Origin of the sequence: Corynebacterium pelargi, from assembly GCF_014635485.1 — a bacterium.
Taxonomy (GTDB): Bacteria; Actinomycetota; Actinomycetes; order Mycobacteriales; family Mycobacteriaceae; genus Corynebacterium; species Corynebacterium pelargi.
Map to the genome: position 1 here is coordinate 412,288 of NZ_BMCX01000001.1, position 16,669 is coordinate 428,956.

The window sequence follows — 16,669 nt, forward strand, 5'->3', positions numbered from 1 at the left end:
AAATGAACCGTCCTTATTTAGTGTGAAGCATTTGGCAACGGTGTAACACTACTGCCTTGCTCGGGTGCGCGCGACATGCGCTGAGAAATCACTCGGGTGACGCCATCACCACGCATCGTGACTCCATACAGCACATTTGCTATGTCCATGGTTGGCTTTTGGTGAGTAATCACAATGAGCTGCGAATCTTGGCGAAGCTGCTCAAATAACGCAATCAAACGCCGCAAATTCACATCATCCAGCGCGGCCTCAACCTCATCCATCACATAGAAAGGACTCGGGCGCGCCCGGAAAATGGCCACCAGCATGGCAAGGGCAGTCAGCGACTTTTCGCCACCAGAAAGCAGCGACAAACGCTTGACCTTCTTCCCCGGCGGGCGGGCCTCCACCTCGATGCCGGTGCTGAGCATATCGTCTGGGTCGGTGAGCACTAATCGCCCGTCGCCTCCAGGAAAGAGCGTGGAAAAGACCTTCGGGAACTCCGCTTCAACATCACGCCAGGCATCGCTAAAAAGCTGCAGAATTTTCGCATCAACATCGTTGATGACTCCTCGCAAATCACGACGAGCCTGCTCCACATCGGCCAGTTGCGTCGATAAGAACTCGTAGCGCTCTTCTAAAGCCTTGAACTCCTCAAGCGCCAAAGGATTAATCTTGCCCAAAGATCGCAGATCGCGTTCGGCTTGCTGCAGGCGTTCGCGCTCTGCCTCAAGGTCGAAATCTTCCGCTGGGGCAAAATCCGCCCGAATAGTTTCAGCGGGAACACCGGTTTGCTCACTCAATTTTGTTTGAGCTTCTTCTAAACGAACGGCGGCTTGCCCCACTGCCAATTCCGTCTCGTGGCGTCGCTGTGCCGCGCGCTCGACACGCTCACGTAGCGCCTCAACATCCCGGCGCGCTTTGTGTTCGGCCGCTTTTTGCACCTCAAGACGCTGCTGCAGTTGGCTGCGCCTATGGGTCGCTTCCTCTAAGGCGCGGTCCGTGCGCTGGGCAACCTGGGCTGCTAATTCCACCACGGTATGCGCCAATTGGGCGCGGTGCGCGCGTTTGTGCTGCTCACGTTCATGCTGCTGTTTGGCTTGCTGCGCAAAGCTAGCTTTTCGACGCAACCCCGCCGCATTCGCCCGAGCCTGCTCTAAACGGTCCTCAGCGCCTCGAACATTCAGCCGAGCCTCCATCTCCATGGCACGAATTTGCGCCAATGCCGCCGAGGCCTCATCACGAGCATCAGTCGAAGGCTCATCTTCTACATCTTCCACACGAGCCAAACGATCCGCTGTGGCTGCCTGGTCAGCTTCAAGATCTTTGATCCGCTCCTCTGCCGCAGCCACCTGCTGCTGCGTGCGTTCAACTTGCTGCTGCAGTACATGCTGCCGCGAGCTTAATTGCTCCTGTTGTTGTTGAAGCGCACGATCTCGCTGCACTGCTTCTCGCAATGCCACCTGTGCTTTGGCCTGAGCCACGCGGGATTCTTCGGCCGCTTGCTTCGCACCGGCAAACACACCCGATAAAGACTCAAGCGATTCATTGGCGCGGGCCAATTCTTCACGTGCTTGCTCAACCTGTGCGGCGACATCCAAGGCAGTTCTTTCCCCGCGGCCAAGGACAATCCAGCCCTGCCCCACGAGCACGCCGTCGCGAGTGACGGCACGAACCCGGGGATCTTCAGACACCAAGGCTTGAGCTTCAGCAGTTGAGGGGCACAGTGCGACGTCGGCAAGCAAGCGATACACGGCCAAGGACACAGCATCATCAACGTGAACGTGATCTTTTAGCCAAGAGGTCTGCGGAGGCAAATCCACATCGATGCTCCACGCATCTGCCTGGCCTTGTTCCACTACTACCGTTCGTGCCACATCGTCCCAAGAATGCGCAGTGGGGTCGCCTACCACTGCCTGTGCAAAAGCACCCAGTGCTGCCGAAAGAGCCACCTGCGCATCGGGTTCTGCGCGAAGAAACTGCGCTAAAGGAGCAAAATCACCCTGGACGCTAGGCTTGGGTGCATTCGCCTCGAGCGTTTCGATGCGCGACTCCAACTTCGAAATCGTGCGCTCTAAGGTTCCTCGGCGCTCGCGAAGTTGCTCCAGGCGCTCCTCAGCGGCGGCTGCTTCCAAAGCCGTAGAATCAGCGGCTTCTTGGAGGGGTTTTAAAGAATGCTGCTGGGCATCACGTTCGCTATGTGCAAGCTCATCTGCAGCGACGCGCAATTGGCGACGCTGCTCCGCCAGGTGCTCATGCAAGCGTTGAGATTCTGCCGTCGCCGCCTGCAATTGCTGCTGAATGGACTCCTGCGAAGCCAATAAGCGCACCACGCCTTCGCGGTGATCGGCAATGGCACGCACCTGAGCCATGTGCTCGCGTTCAGCCTCAGCCGCAACCTCGGCACGCTCCTCGACTTCTTCGCGGATTGCTTCTAAACGCTCGGCGGCAATATCGGCAGCAGAGGCGAATTGCTCAAGCTCGGCTTCGGCTTGCTCGGCACGAGAAAGCAAACTCGAAGGATCTTCACCAGGAAAGGGAACGGGTTGGAAATGCGATGCTCGCTCGCTCGCCACCCGAGAGGTCGCAGCAATACGCTCGCTCAGCGCTGATAAATCAAACCAGAGCTTTTGGGCCGATTGGGCCTGCGGTTGGGTATTCGCCAGCTCGGACTCGGCCTGCTGCAGCGCATGCTGGGCTGTTTGCATCTGCTGTTGCAATGAGGCGTGGAGGTCACATGCCTCATCGAAGGCCTGGGAATGGGTGGCGTGGGCGTCGTAAAGCTGAGCAAGCTGATGGCCGGCTAGACGCAGACGCGACTCACGAAGATCCGCCTGGACTGTGGCTGCACGCTTGGCCGCCTTGGCTTGACGGGCCAGAGGCTTCAATTGCTTTTTGAGTTCCTCCGTCAAGTCCTGCAAGCGATCCAGATTGGCCTGCATGCCAGTGAGTTTGCGCTGGGCTTTTTCTTTTCGACGCTTATGCTTGAGCACCCCGGCGGCTTCTTCGATAAACGCGCGTCGATCCTCTGGGCGAGACTCCAAAATTTGCGACAAACGCCCCTGGCCTACGATGACGTGCATTTCGCGGCCGATGCCGGAATCCGACAACAGCTCTTGAATGTCCATCAAGCGAGCACGCTGACCATTGATCTCATACTCGCTGGCGCCATCGCGGAACATTCGCCGAGTCACCGACACCTCGGAGTACTCAATCGGCAAAGCACCATCAGCATTATCGATGGTCAAGGTGACCTCTGCGCGACCCAAAGCCTTGCGCTGCCCCGCCCCGGCGAAGATCACGTCTTCCATCTTGCCGCCGCGAAGCGTCTTTGCCCCCTGCTCGCCCATCACCCAGGCAAGCGCATCCACCACATTCGACTTGCCCGAACCATTCGGCCCCACGACGGCACAGATACCGGGCTCGAACTTCAAAGAAGTCGCCGACGCGAAGGACTTAAAACCCTTTAACGTCAGCGACTTCAAATACACCCGAGGAATTTTAGCAGAGCCTTTGGCCTGCTACTGCGTGCTAAACCCACGCACCCCTTTCGGCTCCGACCAACGCTCGATCACCGAATCCACATGACCCGGGCGCGTGGGATCCTGCGCGCTTAAACGCTCAAGCAATTCCTCACATGCCTGCTGCGGCCCCTCAGCCACAACGCATACGCGACCATCAGCGAGATTCGTTGCAGAACCAGCAAGACCCAGCTCCTTCGCCTGCGAATACGTCCACCAACGAAAACCAACGCCTTGCACCTGGCCATGAACCCAAGCGGTTAAACGAGCAGACATTTACACACTCCTGACAATTTGGCCGTTACGGTGCGTCACCGGATCCGAGCCATCCCAGCACTCAATGTTGGCAACACCAGGCAACATGTCCTCGTGGAAGACCGGATCGTAGCCCTTGGCCTTTTGCGCCGAGTAATTCGCCAGCAGCTTCACCGCAATACCTGCCATCGGGATGATGGCCGTGAGGTTGATCAGGACCATGATCGCGGCGAACGTATCGCCAAGCGCCCACACCAGCGGCACCGAACCAATCGCACCTAAGAACACACATGCCAAGACCACCACGCGGAAGATAGTCATAACCACCTTCGACTCAGTGAAGTACTCAATATTCGCCTGCGCGAGGTAGGTATTACCGATCACCGAGGAGAAAGCCAAGAAGAACAGGATCAGGGTAACGAAGTGCACTGCCCAGCCACCGAGTTCTGCTGCAAGCGACTGCTGGGTAAGCGTGGCGCCTTGCACCTCTGCACCGTAGGTGGGGTTGTTGAGCAAAATGATGAAGGCAGTAATCGAGCACACCAGAATCGTGTCGAAGTACACGCCCAAGGTTTGCACCAGACCCTGCTTCACGGGGTGGGACACAGTCGCAGTTGCCGCAGCGTTCGGAGCAGAACCCTCACCGGCCTCGTTGGAAAACAGACCGCGGCGCATACCCATCAAGAATGCCTGACCCAAGGTTGCACCCAGTACCTCTTTAAAGCCCAAAGCACTGCCGACGATATCAGCGATCATGCCGGGGACTTCCTGGAAGTTCACCGCTACCACCACGATGCCGATGACGAGGTAAGCAACAGCCATCACAGGCACCACGATCTGGGTGAAATCAGCGATGCGCTGCACACCACCGAAGATGATCAGCGCAGTGATGATGGCAAGCACCAAACCGATGAGAGCCTTAAACCACAAGGAATCCTGCCCGAACGACTCGCCCATCGACTCGGCGATCGAATTGGATTGGATCGAGTTATATACAAAGCCATACGTGAAGGTGATGGCGAAAGCGAAGATCACCGCCAGCCAACGAGCATTGAGGCCTCGCGTCATGTAATACGCCGGGCCACCGCGATAAGACCCATCAGCGTTGCGGGTCTTCCACAACTGGGCCAACGTCGATTCGACGAAGGCGGTGGCGCCACCGACGATGGCAACGACCCACATCCAAAACACAGCACCGGGGCCACCCACGGTAATTGCAACCGCCACACCGGCGACGTTGCCGGTGCCCACACGAGAAGCAGCCGAAATGCTGAACGCTTTGAATGCACTGATGCCTTTTTCATCAGTCGCGGAATCCGAGGGCTTCTCGCCCACAGAGCGGAACATCTCGGGGATCATCCGGATCTGCACGACGAGGGTGCGCACACCAAAGTAGATACCTGCGCCGAGCAGCAGGAAGGAGATAAACAGCCAAAGATTGTCATTGATGACATTGGCGATGAAGGTTTGGACACTTTCCATGTGCAGCATCCTAACCCCCACCAGCCCAGAGTTATGCATCAGAACAACATCTGAGCCAAATATGACATACCGCACAAGGTGGCGGAGGGGCGACGCACGCCCCTCCAAATGTCAATCAGAGCAGTAGCTTAGGCCAATGAACGCGCAATCTCTTGCTGACGTTCCACCGACTCCAAAGCCTGAACTGCGCGCCGCGCAGCCTCCTGCTCAGCAAATTTCTTCGCCCGGCCACGCCCCTGACCCAAAGCATGATCCGCGACCATCACCGTCGAGGTGAAGTGCTGCTCATGATCAGGTCCTTCAACCTCAGCGACATAACGAGCCACAGGGAATTTCAACTCGGCGAGACGCTCCTGCAGGGAAGTCTTCCAGTCCAGGTGACGATCTTCAGCGCTTGCGTGCTGAATCCGCGACTCAAACAAGCGAAGCACAGAATCACGGGCCACCTCGAAGCCATGAGCACGGTAAATCGCACCCAACATCGCTTCCATCGTGTCCGCCAGGATTGAATCTTTCTCCCGGCCCCCAGTGAGAAGCTCACCGCGACCCAGCAGCACGTACTGGCCAAGCCCGATTTCTTTGGCCACCTCCGCCAGCGCATAACGGCTGACAATGCTGGCGCGCATCTTGGAAATATCGCTTTCAGGCCGCGAGGGGTAGACGTCGAAAAGCCTGCCGGCTACCGAAAGTCCCAATACCGCGTCTCCGAGGAACTCCAAACGCTCATTGTTCGGCAAAAAGCCCTTTTCGTTTGCGTAGGAGCGGTGCGTGAGCGCCAAATTCAGCAGCTCATCAGGGATAACCACACCGAAGGCATCCATTAAGGGCGCATAATCGAGGTCGCCGAACTGCATGACCTCAACAGAAGCTTTTCGACGCCTCCTGCTCACAAGAACTTCTCCAATCCAGCCCAGCGAATGTCCCGAACTTCTCCTTCGTCATCCGGCTCAGGCACATCACCTTCGCACTCGCCCTCGCACACAGGGCTAAAAGGCAGATTGAGGCCGGCTTCATCGAGGAAAAGCTGCTCGAGATTCACAGCATCATGGTCGATCAGCGGAGGAACCTCGTCATCTTCGGGATCGTCACCCTGAATAAAGTCCTCATCTACGCCGAACACTTCCTGAACATCCAAGTGCAGGTGCGGGCGAAGCTCAGCAAGGCAACGGACACACTGACCCTCAAGCTCCGCATCCAGCGTCGCGTCGACCATCACGGCATCACCCAAGGGGTTGATCCGCGCCTCAACGCGAACCTGCTTTCCCTCAGGAACAGCGATCATCTCCGGGCCAACACGCACCGGAGTAGGCCCTTCGTTGAGCAACACTTCCGTGATGCCACTACGAAGGGCGTTTCCAACATCGAACACATACGGTGAAGATTCGTTATTCATCACCGTTGAATTCTACCCCTCATAACTCCTAGTGCCGGAAGCACCTGCGCCACTACGCAGGGCACGACGATCTCGGGCAACAGTACGCAGGGTCGAGGAAAGGGCCTCTTCAAACTCTGCGAGCTTGTTTTCTACGAATGCATCACATTCCTGACGCAGACGGTTGGAGTCCGCGTGAGCTGCATCAACGATGCGGTGTGCCTCTTCATCGGCACGGCGAACCACTTCCGATTCGCTGACTAAACGGTGTTGTTCAGCAAGACCCTCGTCGACGCTGCGCTGGTACTGCTCGTTGCCGTTTGCAACAAGTCGATCCGCTTCGTTTTGGGCACGAGCAACGGTGTCTTCAGCTTCACGACGCGCGCTTCCGACAATTCGATCTGCTTCGTCCTCAGCCTTAGCCACTGCGGCGTGTGATCGGTTTTCTGCGTCTGCAACCATGGCCTCGGAATCTTGTCGAGCGCCTTCTACAAGATCAGCAGCCTCCGCGCTGGCTTTCTCGATGGTGCTATTGGCGCGCTCTTCTGCGCCGCGGATAATCTCATCGCGCTGGTCGAGCACGTCTTGGGCGTCGTCGAGCTCTACGGGTAAAGCGTTTCGCAAATCGTCGAGAAGTGCGAGCATTTCATTGCGGGGCACCATGCAGTTTGAAGTCATGGGTACGCCGTAGGCTTGCTCTACGGTTTGGACTAGTTCATCAAGGCTTTCGAATACGCGGTACATGTTTCCATCGTAAACGCGCCTTGTGGCTTTTTCTGCAGGCTGGCGGGCGTGTCGCTAGGCAGATCGACGGAGCTTGATGCGCTTGTTTTCGTGTTCAGCCCATGTTTGAGAAAACATTGCGCGTGGAATCGCTTCGCCGTGGGGCTTAGTTGTTTTGGTGTTTTCACCGAAATACCAGGTGATGGTGCGATCCTTATGCAGGGTGTAATGGACCCTGCCGGAGGTTTTCATCGTGTGGTGAAAGCGGCATAAGCAGGCAAGATTTGAAGGCTCGGTGGGGCCGCCTTCGTCGAAATTGATCACGTGGTCGAGGTCGCACTCCTGTGCGGGGCGCGAGCAACCTGGGTAGCGGCAGGTTCCGTCGAGAAGCTGCACCGTTTTCCTTATCTCAGGCGTGGGTCGGTATTCAGCAGTGGAAGCCTGTGCATCAATTTCATGTGGGGTCGCTTTGGCCACTAGAGCGGGGGCGTCGAAAAGCGGACCGGAACCTAGAAGATGGTGCACACCGGCTGGATCTTTGAAAAGGTGCAAGTGAACCTTGGTGATGGTGCGGGAGTCGATCGCTTTGGCAAATGCGTCTACTAGCTCCATGCCGTCGCGCTGTTCCTTTTTCAGCACGGCTTGAAGTTTGGCTGCCTCAACATCGGATAGGTTGGCGCTAAAACGGGTGGTGCCGTTGTGGTTGCGGATAAACCGGGCTCGGCGTTGTTGGTTACCCCGAGGGGTCTTCGCGGCGCGCTCGTCAATCGTGGCAATAAAACTTCTGAGATGTTTCGCGATCGTCGCTGGTTGCGGGAGCACTTCGTCATCGACATTTGGCGTGAAGTATTCAACTAAGAACTGCTCAACCTGGGGCTGATGCTCGGCCTGAATGGCCACAACATGCTGCTCCACCGTGCTGAGCTTGGCCATATTGATGTGATAGCCGTGCTCTCGAATGCACTGGGCAAAACGCTCAAACCGGCGAAGCATCACGCCAACGCGCATTCCAATTCTGACCTCGTGCCGGCTGATATTCATCTCACTGGCGATCCGGTCGAGCTGCGTGTGGAAATCCGCCGAATCAACCGGATGCTGCGCTGTCCAAAATTCAATGTTCAACTCATTGATGCGGCGCTGAAATTCTCCCGCATCGCTGGGCTGCTGGTGCCTGAAATTTCCCATTGTTCCCCTCCCCGAATGGATCATTTAGCACGAATATAGAACAGGTATTCGATGCCCGCAACCGGTGAGGGGAAATAGTGTTGTTACATCAGGCTGGCTGCCTTAAACCCGCAGCAGGGCCTACATTTTTCACACATGGGATCGCTACCGACAAACCCAAGGCTTCTTGAACGAAAGCGATCGTACGAGGGTCATAGGGCATGCCGAGATGGTCGACGCGATCCTGGGGGCACTCGTTTTGGACCACGATATTGCGATATTCACCGCCGCTGAATTGCGTCGCGCTCAGCGGAGTTGCCGCTTCGTCGTACAAGGTCGAGATTGCCACGTAACGCACACCCGGAACCTCAATGCCGTTTTCTCTAAGGGCGAGCATAAAGTCAGACCCTTCGAGCAGATCATTACCTGCTGGACCTAGACCTGCAGATATGACCCGGCTGGTATCCATCCCCACGGCGTTGGCGCGTTCTAGGAGATTTGAGATGCCAAGTACAGTGGTGCCCCGAAGCACACCCGCGATTGAAACGACAGTACGCACATCATCTTTTTGCAGTTTCGCGTACGCCGCCGCCAGAGCCCCACCTTCAGACCAGCCAACCAGGTCTACTTTTTCTGCCCCCGTGTGCTGCTTGACCTGCTCAATTTGGCCAGACAGCTCCTCGAGTGATGCTTGCATTGGACCTAGGCCAAAGAAGCCCGGCAGTGATCCAGCTACGGAAGAGCCCGCAGGAGTGTCGGTGCCGTAGTAGCCATAATTCATGGCAAAAACACACTTGCCTTGCGCTGCCAGTGCGGGAGCGATAGCGCCAAAAGAGGCGTAGGAATTTGAAGTCATGCCGTGGATTAACACCACCGGTGGCTCTTCTGGACTGCTAACACAGTCAGCATTCGCTCCGGTTGGGCTGGCATATGGGCTTTGCAATGCGCGCAGAGCCGCGCCCGGCAGGGTTTTGCTCGAAGCCATCGGCGCGCCCATTCCGGTCCACGCGGCCACTTCTGCCTCATTTGTTTGTGCCGAGGCCGAGACTGGGCTCAGGAAGGCGGTGCAGGCCAGTAGCACTACCCCAGCAATGCTTTTTGCTCGAGGATGGAACACCATAACGCTCCTTTGAGAAAGTCGAAGGGATGTTGAACTCCATCCAAAATATAAATAGACCTTGTGTAAAGAACTTTGACAGATTTTCTATTTTGCTAGCTTTCCGAGAGAGAACTTCTACCGAAGCAGCCAACGAAATCCATTGAAAATGGCCTTAGATCACCGCAACGCCCTCGACTTGGAACCCAAAAGCTAAACATTGCACATCAGGGGGTAACGGCAGGTCGTTCCGATTTTTCAGCCCATAGACGCACGACACTCCCCCACGCCCGAAAGCGCAAGGGAGCGTTTCGTTTGACTACTAGCGTTGGCTCGAGAGGCCGGCTGCGGGTCCGATTTCCAGCCCGCAGGTTAAGGCCACATCTCCACCTAATGCATTGGCCACCATCGCGATCGCACGATCGTCATAGGGGGTACCGAGGTGATCTACCTTATCGCTGGGGCAACCATCTTGGATGACCAAATTTTGGTAGTCGCCAGCGTTAAATTGGGTTGCTTCCAAAGGCGTTGCGGATTCGTCGTAAAGCGTAGAGATGGCTACGTAACGAACGCCGGGAACCTCCAAACCTCCCTCATTCATCCGCTGCATGAACTCAGAGCCTTTGAGCAAGTCGTTACCGGCGGGCCCTAAGGTCGCGGAAATCAACGCATCGGTGGGAACGCCAGCAGCGCGGGATTGATCCACCAGGTGGGACAATCCACCCATCGTCGTTCCGTGGAGCACACCATCAATCGACACCACCGTGCCAACACCGGAGGCGCCGACCTGTTTTGCATAGGCCGCTGCGAGGGTTCCGCCGGCAGACCAACCCACGAGATCCACCTTCTGTGCGCCGGTTTCTCGCTTGACCAACTCAATATGCTCACTTACCTGCGCCAATGAGCGATCCAAAGCGCCGTAGCCATAGAACCCCGGCAATAGCTCAGTGGCGGATGAGCCGGCGTCTTCAGCGGTGTAGTAGCCATAATTCATTGCATATACACACCGTCCTTGAGACTTAATCACCGGACTGATCGCGCCGAAACTGGAATAGGCATTCGAGGTCATGCCGTGAATCAGCACGACCGGATTCTCGCCTGCCGTGAGATCACAGGCTTCGTTTGCACCCTTGGGGCTTGGATGATGAGCACCCATCGCGATGGTGAGGGCGCCTGGAAGGGTTTTTGCAGGTTCAAGTTGTGGCCCCATCGCCGTCCAGGATTCCACCTGGGCATCGGGCACCGGTGCGCCGGGCAGCGCTTGGGCTTGCATAGACGTCGTTAACGCCAATGCACTGAGGGCTGCACCGGCAAGAAGGGAGATACGTCGAATAACCATCGGGTTCCTTTCTGAGATGTCGACGTATCATATTTTAAATCTCAATTTAATTTAGCCATGCGCATTTCATCGATACGCACAAAAGCCACACCCAAAATGGGTGTGGCTTTGAGCTTGAGAGGCGCTGTTTAGATGATGCCCTGGGCAAGCATTGCGTCGGCTACCTTCTTGAAGCCGGCGATGTTTGCGCCGATGACGTAGTCACCTTCATGGCCATATTCCTTGGCGGTGGAGGCACAGGTCTTGAAGATGTTGATCATGATTTCGCGCAGACGCTCGTCGGTGTAGTCGAAGGTCCAGGAGTCACGCGAAGCGTTCTGCTGCATCTCCAGTGCGGAGGTTGCCACACCACCGGCGTTGGCAGCCTTGCCGGGGCCGAAGTGGATGCCGCGCTCGCGGTAGACCTCAATTGCATCGGCGGTAGAAGGCATGTTGGCACCTTCGGCCACGTAGGCGCAGCCGTTGTCGGCCAAAACGCGGGCGTGGTCGCCGTTGAGCTCGTTTTGGGTGGCGCAAGGCAGGGCCACGTCGCAAGGCAGATCCCAGATGGAACCGTCCTCGTGCAGCACTGCACCTTCAACTTCGTCCACGTAGGCGCTGACGCGCTCGCGACGTACTTCCTTGACGTCGCGAAGCTTTTCTACGTCTACGCCGTCTTGGCATTCAACCCATGCGCCGGAGTCGGAGAAAGCGATAACCGTGCCGCCGAGCTCCTGGACTTTCTGGATGGCGTAGATAGCAACGTTGCCGGAACCGGAGACGATAACCTTCTTGCCCTCGAAGGACTCGCCGTGGTGCTTGAGCATCTCCTGGGTGAAGTATGCCAGGCCGTAGCCGGTTGCTTCGGTGCGAACCAGGGAGCCGCCCCAAGCCAGGCCCTTACCGGTAAGCACACCGGATTCGTGCTGGTTAGCAAGGCGACGGTACTGACCGAAGAGGTAGCCGATTTCGCGGCCGCCGACGCCGATGTCACCGGCAGGAACGTCGCGGTATTCACCGATGTGACGGTAGAGCTCGGTCATGAAGGACTGGCAGAATCGCATGATTTCGCGATCAGACTTGCCCTTGGGGTCGAAGTCCGAGCCACCCTTGCCGCCGCCGATGGGCAGGCCGGTCAGGGAGTTCTTGAAGATCTGCTCGAAGCCGAGGAACTTAATAATGCCGAGGTTGACCGAGGGGTGGAAGCGAAGACCACCCTTGTAGGGGCCAAGTGCGGAATTGAATTGGACGCGGAATCCGCGGTTGACGTGAACGTTGCCCTCGTCATCGGTCCATGGCACGCGGAAGATGAGCTGACGCTCGGGCTCACAAAGGCGCTGGATCAGGCCATCGTCAGCGTAGTGCTCGTCTTTTTCGAGCACGATCTTCAACGAATCGAGCACCTCTGCCACAGCCTGGTGGAACTCAGGTTCACCGGCGTTGCGCTTGAGCAGCTCGTCGTAGATTGCGGAGACTTTGTCGTCAATTGCCATGCGCTTTTCCAATCTCTTTCGGCACCACGGGATGTGGTTGGCGTGTGCAGGTAACTATAGACCGATAGAAAGTTTGATTAAAGCCGAGGGGAACACTTCTGCCCTCACATGTGCCCTAAGACGCATTTCTCAAACACCTGTGGGACGATAAACACCATGAACACACCCGCGAAGATCATCATTGCCCCTGACTCCTTCAAAGGCACCGCGAATGCCGATCAAGCTGCACAATGGCTTGCTCACGGGGTGCAAGAAGTGCTCGACTGCGAGGTGGTTTTAGCCCCCATGGCCGATGGTGGCGAGGGCACTGCAACCCGCTTTACAGGTACAGATGTGACTCTCCCCACAACCGATGCGCTCGGCCGCCTCATTGAGGCGAGCTATCGCTTCGACGAGCCCACCGCCACCGCCTATATCGACGTCGCCGCAGCATCTGGCATCACGCTTATCGACGCCCCACGTCCCCTCACCGCCGACACCTATGGCACCGGCGTGCTCATCGCAGACGCCCAAAGCCGCGGCGCACGCACCATCGTGCTCGGCCTTGGTGGCACCGCAACAACCGACGGCGGAAGTGGCATCTTGGTCGCTTTAGGAGCCAATCTTGTTGATGCCCAAGGCCACTGCATCCCTCAAGGCGGTGAGGGCCTCAGGCAACTCGATCACATCGATACCGCCATGCTGAATATCCCTGCAGCAGCCGTGCAGTGGGTGTTGTTAAGTGACGTGGATAATCCGGCCACTGGCCCCCAGGGCTCAGCGGCGTGTTTTGGTCCACAGAAAGGAGCTTCGGCCGAAGACGTCGAAAAGCTCGATGCCGGACTGGCACGTCTTTGTGAAATCACCGGCGTCGATCCCAACACTCCTGGGTTGGGCGCTGCGGGTGGCGTTGCCATTGGCATCACCTGGCTTTCGGCCATGCTGCACGGTGAGCCACAGGTGCAAATCTTGCCCGGCGCGAAGGTGATCGCCGAGGCCGCCGGGCTAGGCGATATGGATGCCGACCTCATCATCACCGGCGAGGGGCGCTTTGATCAGCAATCAACCCGCGGCAAGGTCGTCGGCACCATCCTTGATATGGCCGGATCCACCCCTGTGGCGATTGTTGCTGGCAGCCATGATGCTCAAGCAGATGCCTGGCAGATCACGCTCGGCGATGGCGACCCCGAAACGCAACTGGTTGACGCTGGTCGCGTGGTAGCTCAGCGCTTCGCTTCGATGTTCACAAACCAGGGATAGGGCGCGGGCTGCTCGAATTGCTCCTCGTCGGCTAGTGCAACCGGATCATTCGGCAAGGACGCGGGCGGGGTAAGCAGGCGCGAATACAGCATCGCTACCTGATTGAGTGAAGCTTTCGCGTGAACATCAACGCTGAGGCGATACACCCGCATGCTCTCGGGATCGACCGGCGGGAGTTCCTCGTAGGTTTCCAGATACACCGCGCGAAGTTCAGTTTCTAATGCATTGCGGGGGATGCTGAGCTCGACTTCAGCTTCTTCAATCATGCCTTTTTCAATGAGCAGCGCACTGAGGTCTTTGAAGCGTTGAGGCAGCAGTTTGGCAGCGGGCTCGGGAGCCAGCACGTCGAAATGGATACTCGCGATACTCATGAGGTCAGGGTATACGCTTGAATCCATGAGTGCTCAGATGTATTCCCGCGTTGCGCCAATTCAAACCATGGCCGATGGCACGATTAAGCAAATCAACCCATTTTCAGGCACTGAAGTTTGGACGGTGCCTGGGCGCGGCAATCGCCCTCTCACCCACCCCACCGCCGACACGCGCTTGCTCGAAGCACACGATTTCAGCACGACGTGTGCGTTTTGTAGTGATCGTGTTTTTGAAACGCCCCCAGAAAAATCGCGCATCACCGGTGGAAGGATTGAAACTCGTAGCCCGGAGCACGTCGATGGCTCGGCGGATTTTCGCCGCGTGGCAAACCTCTTTGAGATCGTCAGTTACGACTACTGGCGTGAAAACTACGGCTACACCATGGATGCCAGAACTCAAGACTGGATGCAGGGGTATCTCCACAGCGACTTGGGGCGCGAGCACGTCATAAAAACGGTCCAAGCCAAACGACGCGCGGCAGGGCTTGATCCTGAGCTTCCCGAAGAAGATCTCCTTAGGGCAGGTCAGGCATTTTTCGGCGGCGGCCACGATGTCATCATTGCGCGTCGCCATTTCGTCGATGGCGCTGAAAATAGCGCGCAGCTTGCCTCCGCTGGCACCTTGAGCAGACAAGAGCACCACGACTTGATCAGGTTCACTATCGACTCGATGGCGGATCTGTATCGCAGAAATCGCTATGCCCACTATGTGGCGGTATTTCAAAATTGGCTCAAACCAGCCGGCGCATCCTTTGATCATTTGCATAAGCAACTCGTGGCGATTGACGAGCGCGGCCTTGCTGCGCAAAACGAGATCAGTCGTCTTCGTAGCAACTCGAATATGTATAACGAGTGGGCGGTGGATTATGCCGCCGAGCAGAATTTGATCATCGCTGAAAATGATCATGCCGTGTGCTTTGCAGGCTTCGGGCACCGCTACCCCACCCTTGAGGTGTTTTCGAAGTCGGCAACTGCCGAACCGTGGCTGCAAAGTGCTGCAGAAGTCGAGGCAATGAGCGATCTTCTGCACGCCTGCCACGCGGCGGCTGGCCCGGAGGTGCCGTGTAATGAGGAATGGCACCACAAGCCTGCGGGCTTGGATCTGGCAATGCCGTGGCGCGTGATGATCAAGTGGCGCGTTTCCACCCTCGCCGGGTTTGAAGGTGGCACCAAGATTTACCTCAACACGCTTTCGCCTTGGGATGTGCGCGATCGAGTGGTGCCGAAACTCTACGAGCTTCGTGATCAAGGCCATATCGGCAATATTCGGATTGCTGAGGAATGTACGGTGCAGCGTAATTCCTTGAAATATAACCCTTTGCTTTCGCAACGCTGCTAGCGTTGATGCGTGTTACGTCGATAATGATCGTGTTTGAGGTGAATCTGTGAGTAACAGCATCACGAGGATGCTGAGTGGTTATACAAACCAGCCCTGGCAATTCGAATTCTATACGTCTATGCACCGCGCCCCTGAGCTTTCCGGCGAGGAACGCCTGACGGCCCAGAAGATTCTCCGCGCCCTTGAGGCTTTCGACTGCGAGGTCATCAGCCCCATCGGTGGGTATGGCATCGTGGCTGTAATGCGCAATGGCGAAGGCCCGAATGTGTTGATGCGCGCAGATTTCGATGCCCTTCCCGTGAGCGAAGATTCAGGTGCTGCTTATGCCTCGCAAATCAAGGGCAAGATGCATGCCTGCGGCCACGATATGCACACCACGGCGCTGTTGAGCGCCCTTTCGCTTTTCGACGAACACCGCGATCTTTGGTCGGGCACCTACATCGCCTTGTTCCAGCCTTCAGAGGAAAATGGTGCCGGTGCGCAGATCATGGTTGCCGATGGACTCAGCGCCAAAATCCCAACGCCGACGGTGTGTTTAGGTCAGCATATTGTTGCTGGACCTGCAGGACGCGTGTTTTCCATGCCCGGCGCTGCCGCTGCTGCCTGCGACTCAATTGAAATTTCGATCAAGGGGAAAAGCGCCCACGGTTCGATGCCGCACAACTCCATTGACCCCACTTTTGCCGCCGCCATGATCGTGGTGCGCCTCCAAGGCATTGTGGGCAGGGAGATCGCGCCTTCCGACTTCGCCGTGATTTCCGTCGGCACGCTGGAATCGGGCCACTCTAATAACACCATCCCCGGCACGGCACGCATCGTGGTGAATTGCCGTACCTATTCCGAAGAAGTAAAAGCGCGACTCTATGCCGCTATCGAACGAGTGGTACGAGGCGAATGCTCTGCTTCTGGTTGTCACCCGCCGAGTTTCCGCTACTTCGCGCACGGGCCTTTAACGGATAATGATCCCCACGTTTTTGCGCGTGTGCGTGCGAATTTCGATGCCGTATTTGGTGCTGAATCACGCACGGCGAATCGTTGGACGGCATCGGAGGACTTTGCCAATATTCCGGCAGCATTTGGCGCTCCCTATCTCTACTGGACTCTTGGATGCACGCCGAGGGCGCTTTGGCAAGAAGCTGAGCAGGCCGGCGCGATCGGCGAGATGGTGCCGGTGAATCACATGGCGAATTTCTTGCCAGATTATGAACCGACCATTGAAGCAGCAACGAAAGCTGCAGTGGTGGCGGCAATGACGTATTTACAACGCAAACAATGAGATGCGGCGCGTCGACAAGCTCCTGGGGAAAACTTGCTGTT

14 protein-coding genes are annotated in these 16,669 nt (G+C 57.0%); 3 read left to right on the forward strand and 11 right to left on the reverse strand.

Translation table 11 applies throughout. The annotated features are described in order from the left end of the window. Positions 1-17: 17 nt before the first annotated feature. The 10 genes from smc to gdhA all read right to left on the reverse strand — a co-directional run bounded on the left by smc (position 18) and on the right by gdhA (position 12,403). Positions 18-3,470, reverse strand: coding sequence for a chromosome segregation protein SMC (gene smc, locus IEU99_RS01865; protein WP_128889590.1), 3,453 nt, complete (start codon positions 3,468-3,470; stop codon positions 18-20). A 30-nt stretch (positions 3,471-3,500) separates the two neighbouring features. Then, positions 3,501-3,776, reverse strand: coding sequence for an acylphosphatase (locus IEU99_RS01870; RefSeq protein WP_128889589.1), 276 nt, complete (start codon positions 3,774-3,776; stop codon positions 3,501-3,503). After that, positions 3,777-5,237 carry an alanine/glycine:cation symporter family protein gene (locus tag IEU99_RS01875; RefSeq protein WP_128889588.1) on the reverse strand — a complete coding sequence of 487 codons (1,461 nt, stop codon included), beginning with the start codon at positions 5,235-5,237 and terminating at the stop codon, positions 3,777-3,779. A gap of 128 nt (positions 5,238-5,365) precedes the next feature. Continuing rightward, the gene (gene rnc / locus IEU99_RS01880) at positions 5,366-6,127 is read right to left on the reverse strand and encodes a ribonuclease III (RefSeq protein WP_128889587.1); all 762 of its coding nucleotides are present in this window, start codon (positions 6,125-6,127) and stop codon (positions 5,366-5,368) included. Next, on the reverse strand, positions 6,124-6,630 hold the full coding sequence (locus IEU99_RS01885) for a YceD family protein (protein ID WP_128889586.1): 507 nt from the start codon (positions 6,628-6,630) through the stop codon (positions 6,124-6,126). The genes rnc and IEU99_RS01885 overlap by 4 nt, the downstream gene beginning before the upstream one ends. Before the next feature lie 12 nt (positions 6,631-6,642). Next, positions 6,643-7,353, reverse strand: a complete 711-nt coding sequence (locus tag IEU99_RS01890; RefSeq protein ID WP_128889585.1) for an ATP synthase subunit B family protein — start codon at positions 7,351-7,353, stop codon at positions 6,643-6,645. Positions 7,354-7,407: 54 nt separating this feature from the next. After that, positions 7,408-8,517, reverse strand: coding sequence for an HNH endonuclease signature motif containing protein (locus IEU99_RS01895; protein WP_164931148.1), 1,110 nt, complete (start codon positions 8,515-8,517; stop codon positions 7,408-7,410). Positions 8,518-8,605: 88 nt separating this feature from the next. Beyond that, positions 8,606-9,616 (reverse strand): esterase/lipase family protein, encoded by a 1,011-nt coding sequence (locus tag IEU99_RS01900; RefSeq protein WP_128889583.1) that lies wholly within the window; start codon positions 9,614-9,616, stop codon positions 8,606-8,608. 298 nt (positions 9,617-9,914) lie between these two features. Next, positions 9,915-10,931, reverse strand: a complete 1,017-nt coding sequence (locus tag IEU99_RS01905) for an esterase/lipase family protein (protein WP_128889582.1) — start codon at positions 10,929-10,931, stop codon at positions 9,915-9,917. Between the two features lie 128 nt (positions 10,932-11,059). Beyond that, positions 11,060-12,403, reverse strand: coding sequence for an NADP-specific glutamate dehydrogenase (gene gdhA / locus IEU99_RS01910; RefSeq protein ID WP_128889581.1), 1,344 nt, complete (start codon positions 12,401-12,403; stop codon positions 11,060-11,062). A 156-nt stretch (positions 12,404-12,559) separates the two neighbouring features. Between gdhA and IEU99_RS01915 the strand changes: the two genes are divergently transcribed. Further along, positions 12,560-13,642 carry a glycerate kinase gene (locus tag IEU99_RS01915; RefSeq protein WP_128889580.1) on the forward strand — a complete coding sequence of 361 codons (1,083 nt, stop codon included), beginning with the start codon at positions 12,560-12,562 and terminating at the stop codon, positions 13,640-13,642. On the opposite strand, the gene IEU99_RS01920 is transcribed toward IEU99_RS01915, so the two are convergent. Beyond that, on the reverse strand, positions 13,606-14,013 hold the full coding sequence (locus tag IEU99_RS01920) for a hypothetical protein (protein WP_128889579.1): 408 nt from the start codon (positions 14,011-14,013) through the stop codon (positions 13,606-13,608). The two genes, IEU99_RS01915 and IEU99_RS01920, sit on opposite strands and share 37 nt — an antisense overlap. Before the next feature lie 25 nt (positions 14,014-14,038). Here IEU99_RS01920 and IEU99_RS01925 point away from each other — a divergent pair, with 25 nt between their 5' ends. Together IEU99_RS01925 and IEU99_RS01930 are read left to right on the forward strand one after the other, a co-directional pair. Then, positions 14,039-15,352: a DUF4921 family protein gene (locus tag IEU99_RS01925; protein WP_128889578.1), complete on the forward strand. Its 1,314-nt coding sequence runs from the start codon at positions 14,039-14,041 to the stop codon at positions 15,350-15,352. 67 nt (positions 15,353-15,419) lie between these two features. Next, entirely contained in the window at positions 15,420-16,628 is a 1,209-nt protein-coding gene (locus IEU99_RS01930) for an amidohydrolase (RefSeq protein WP_128890801.1), read from the forward strand. Positions 16,629-16,669 lie beyond the last annotated feature (41 nt).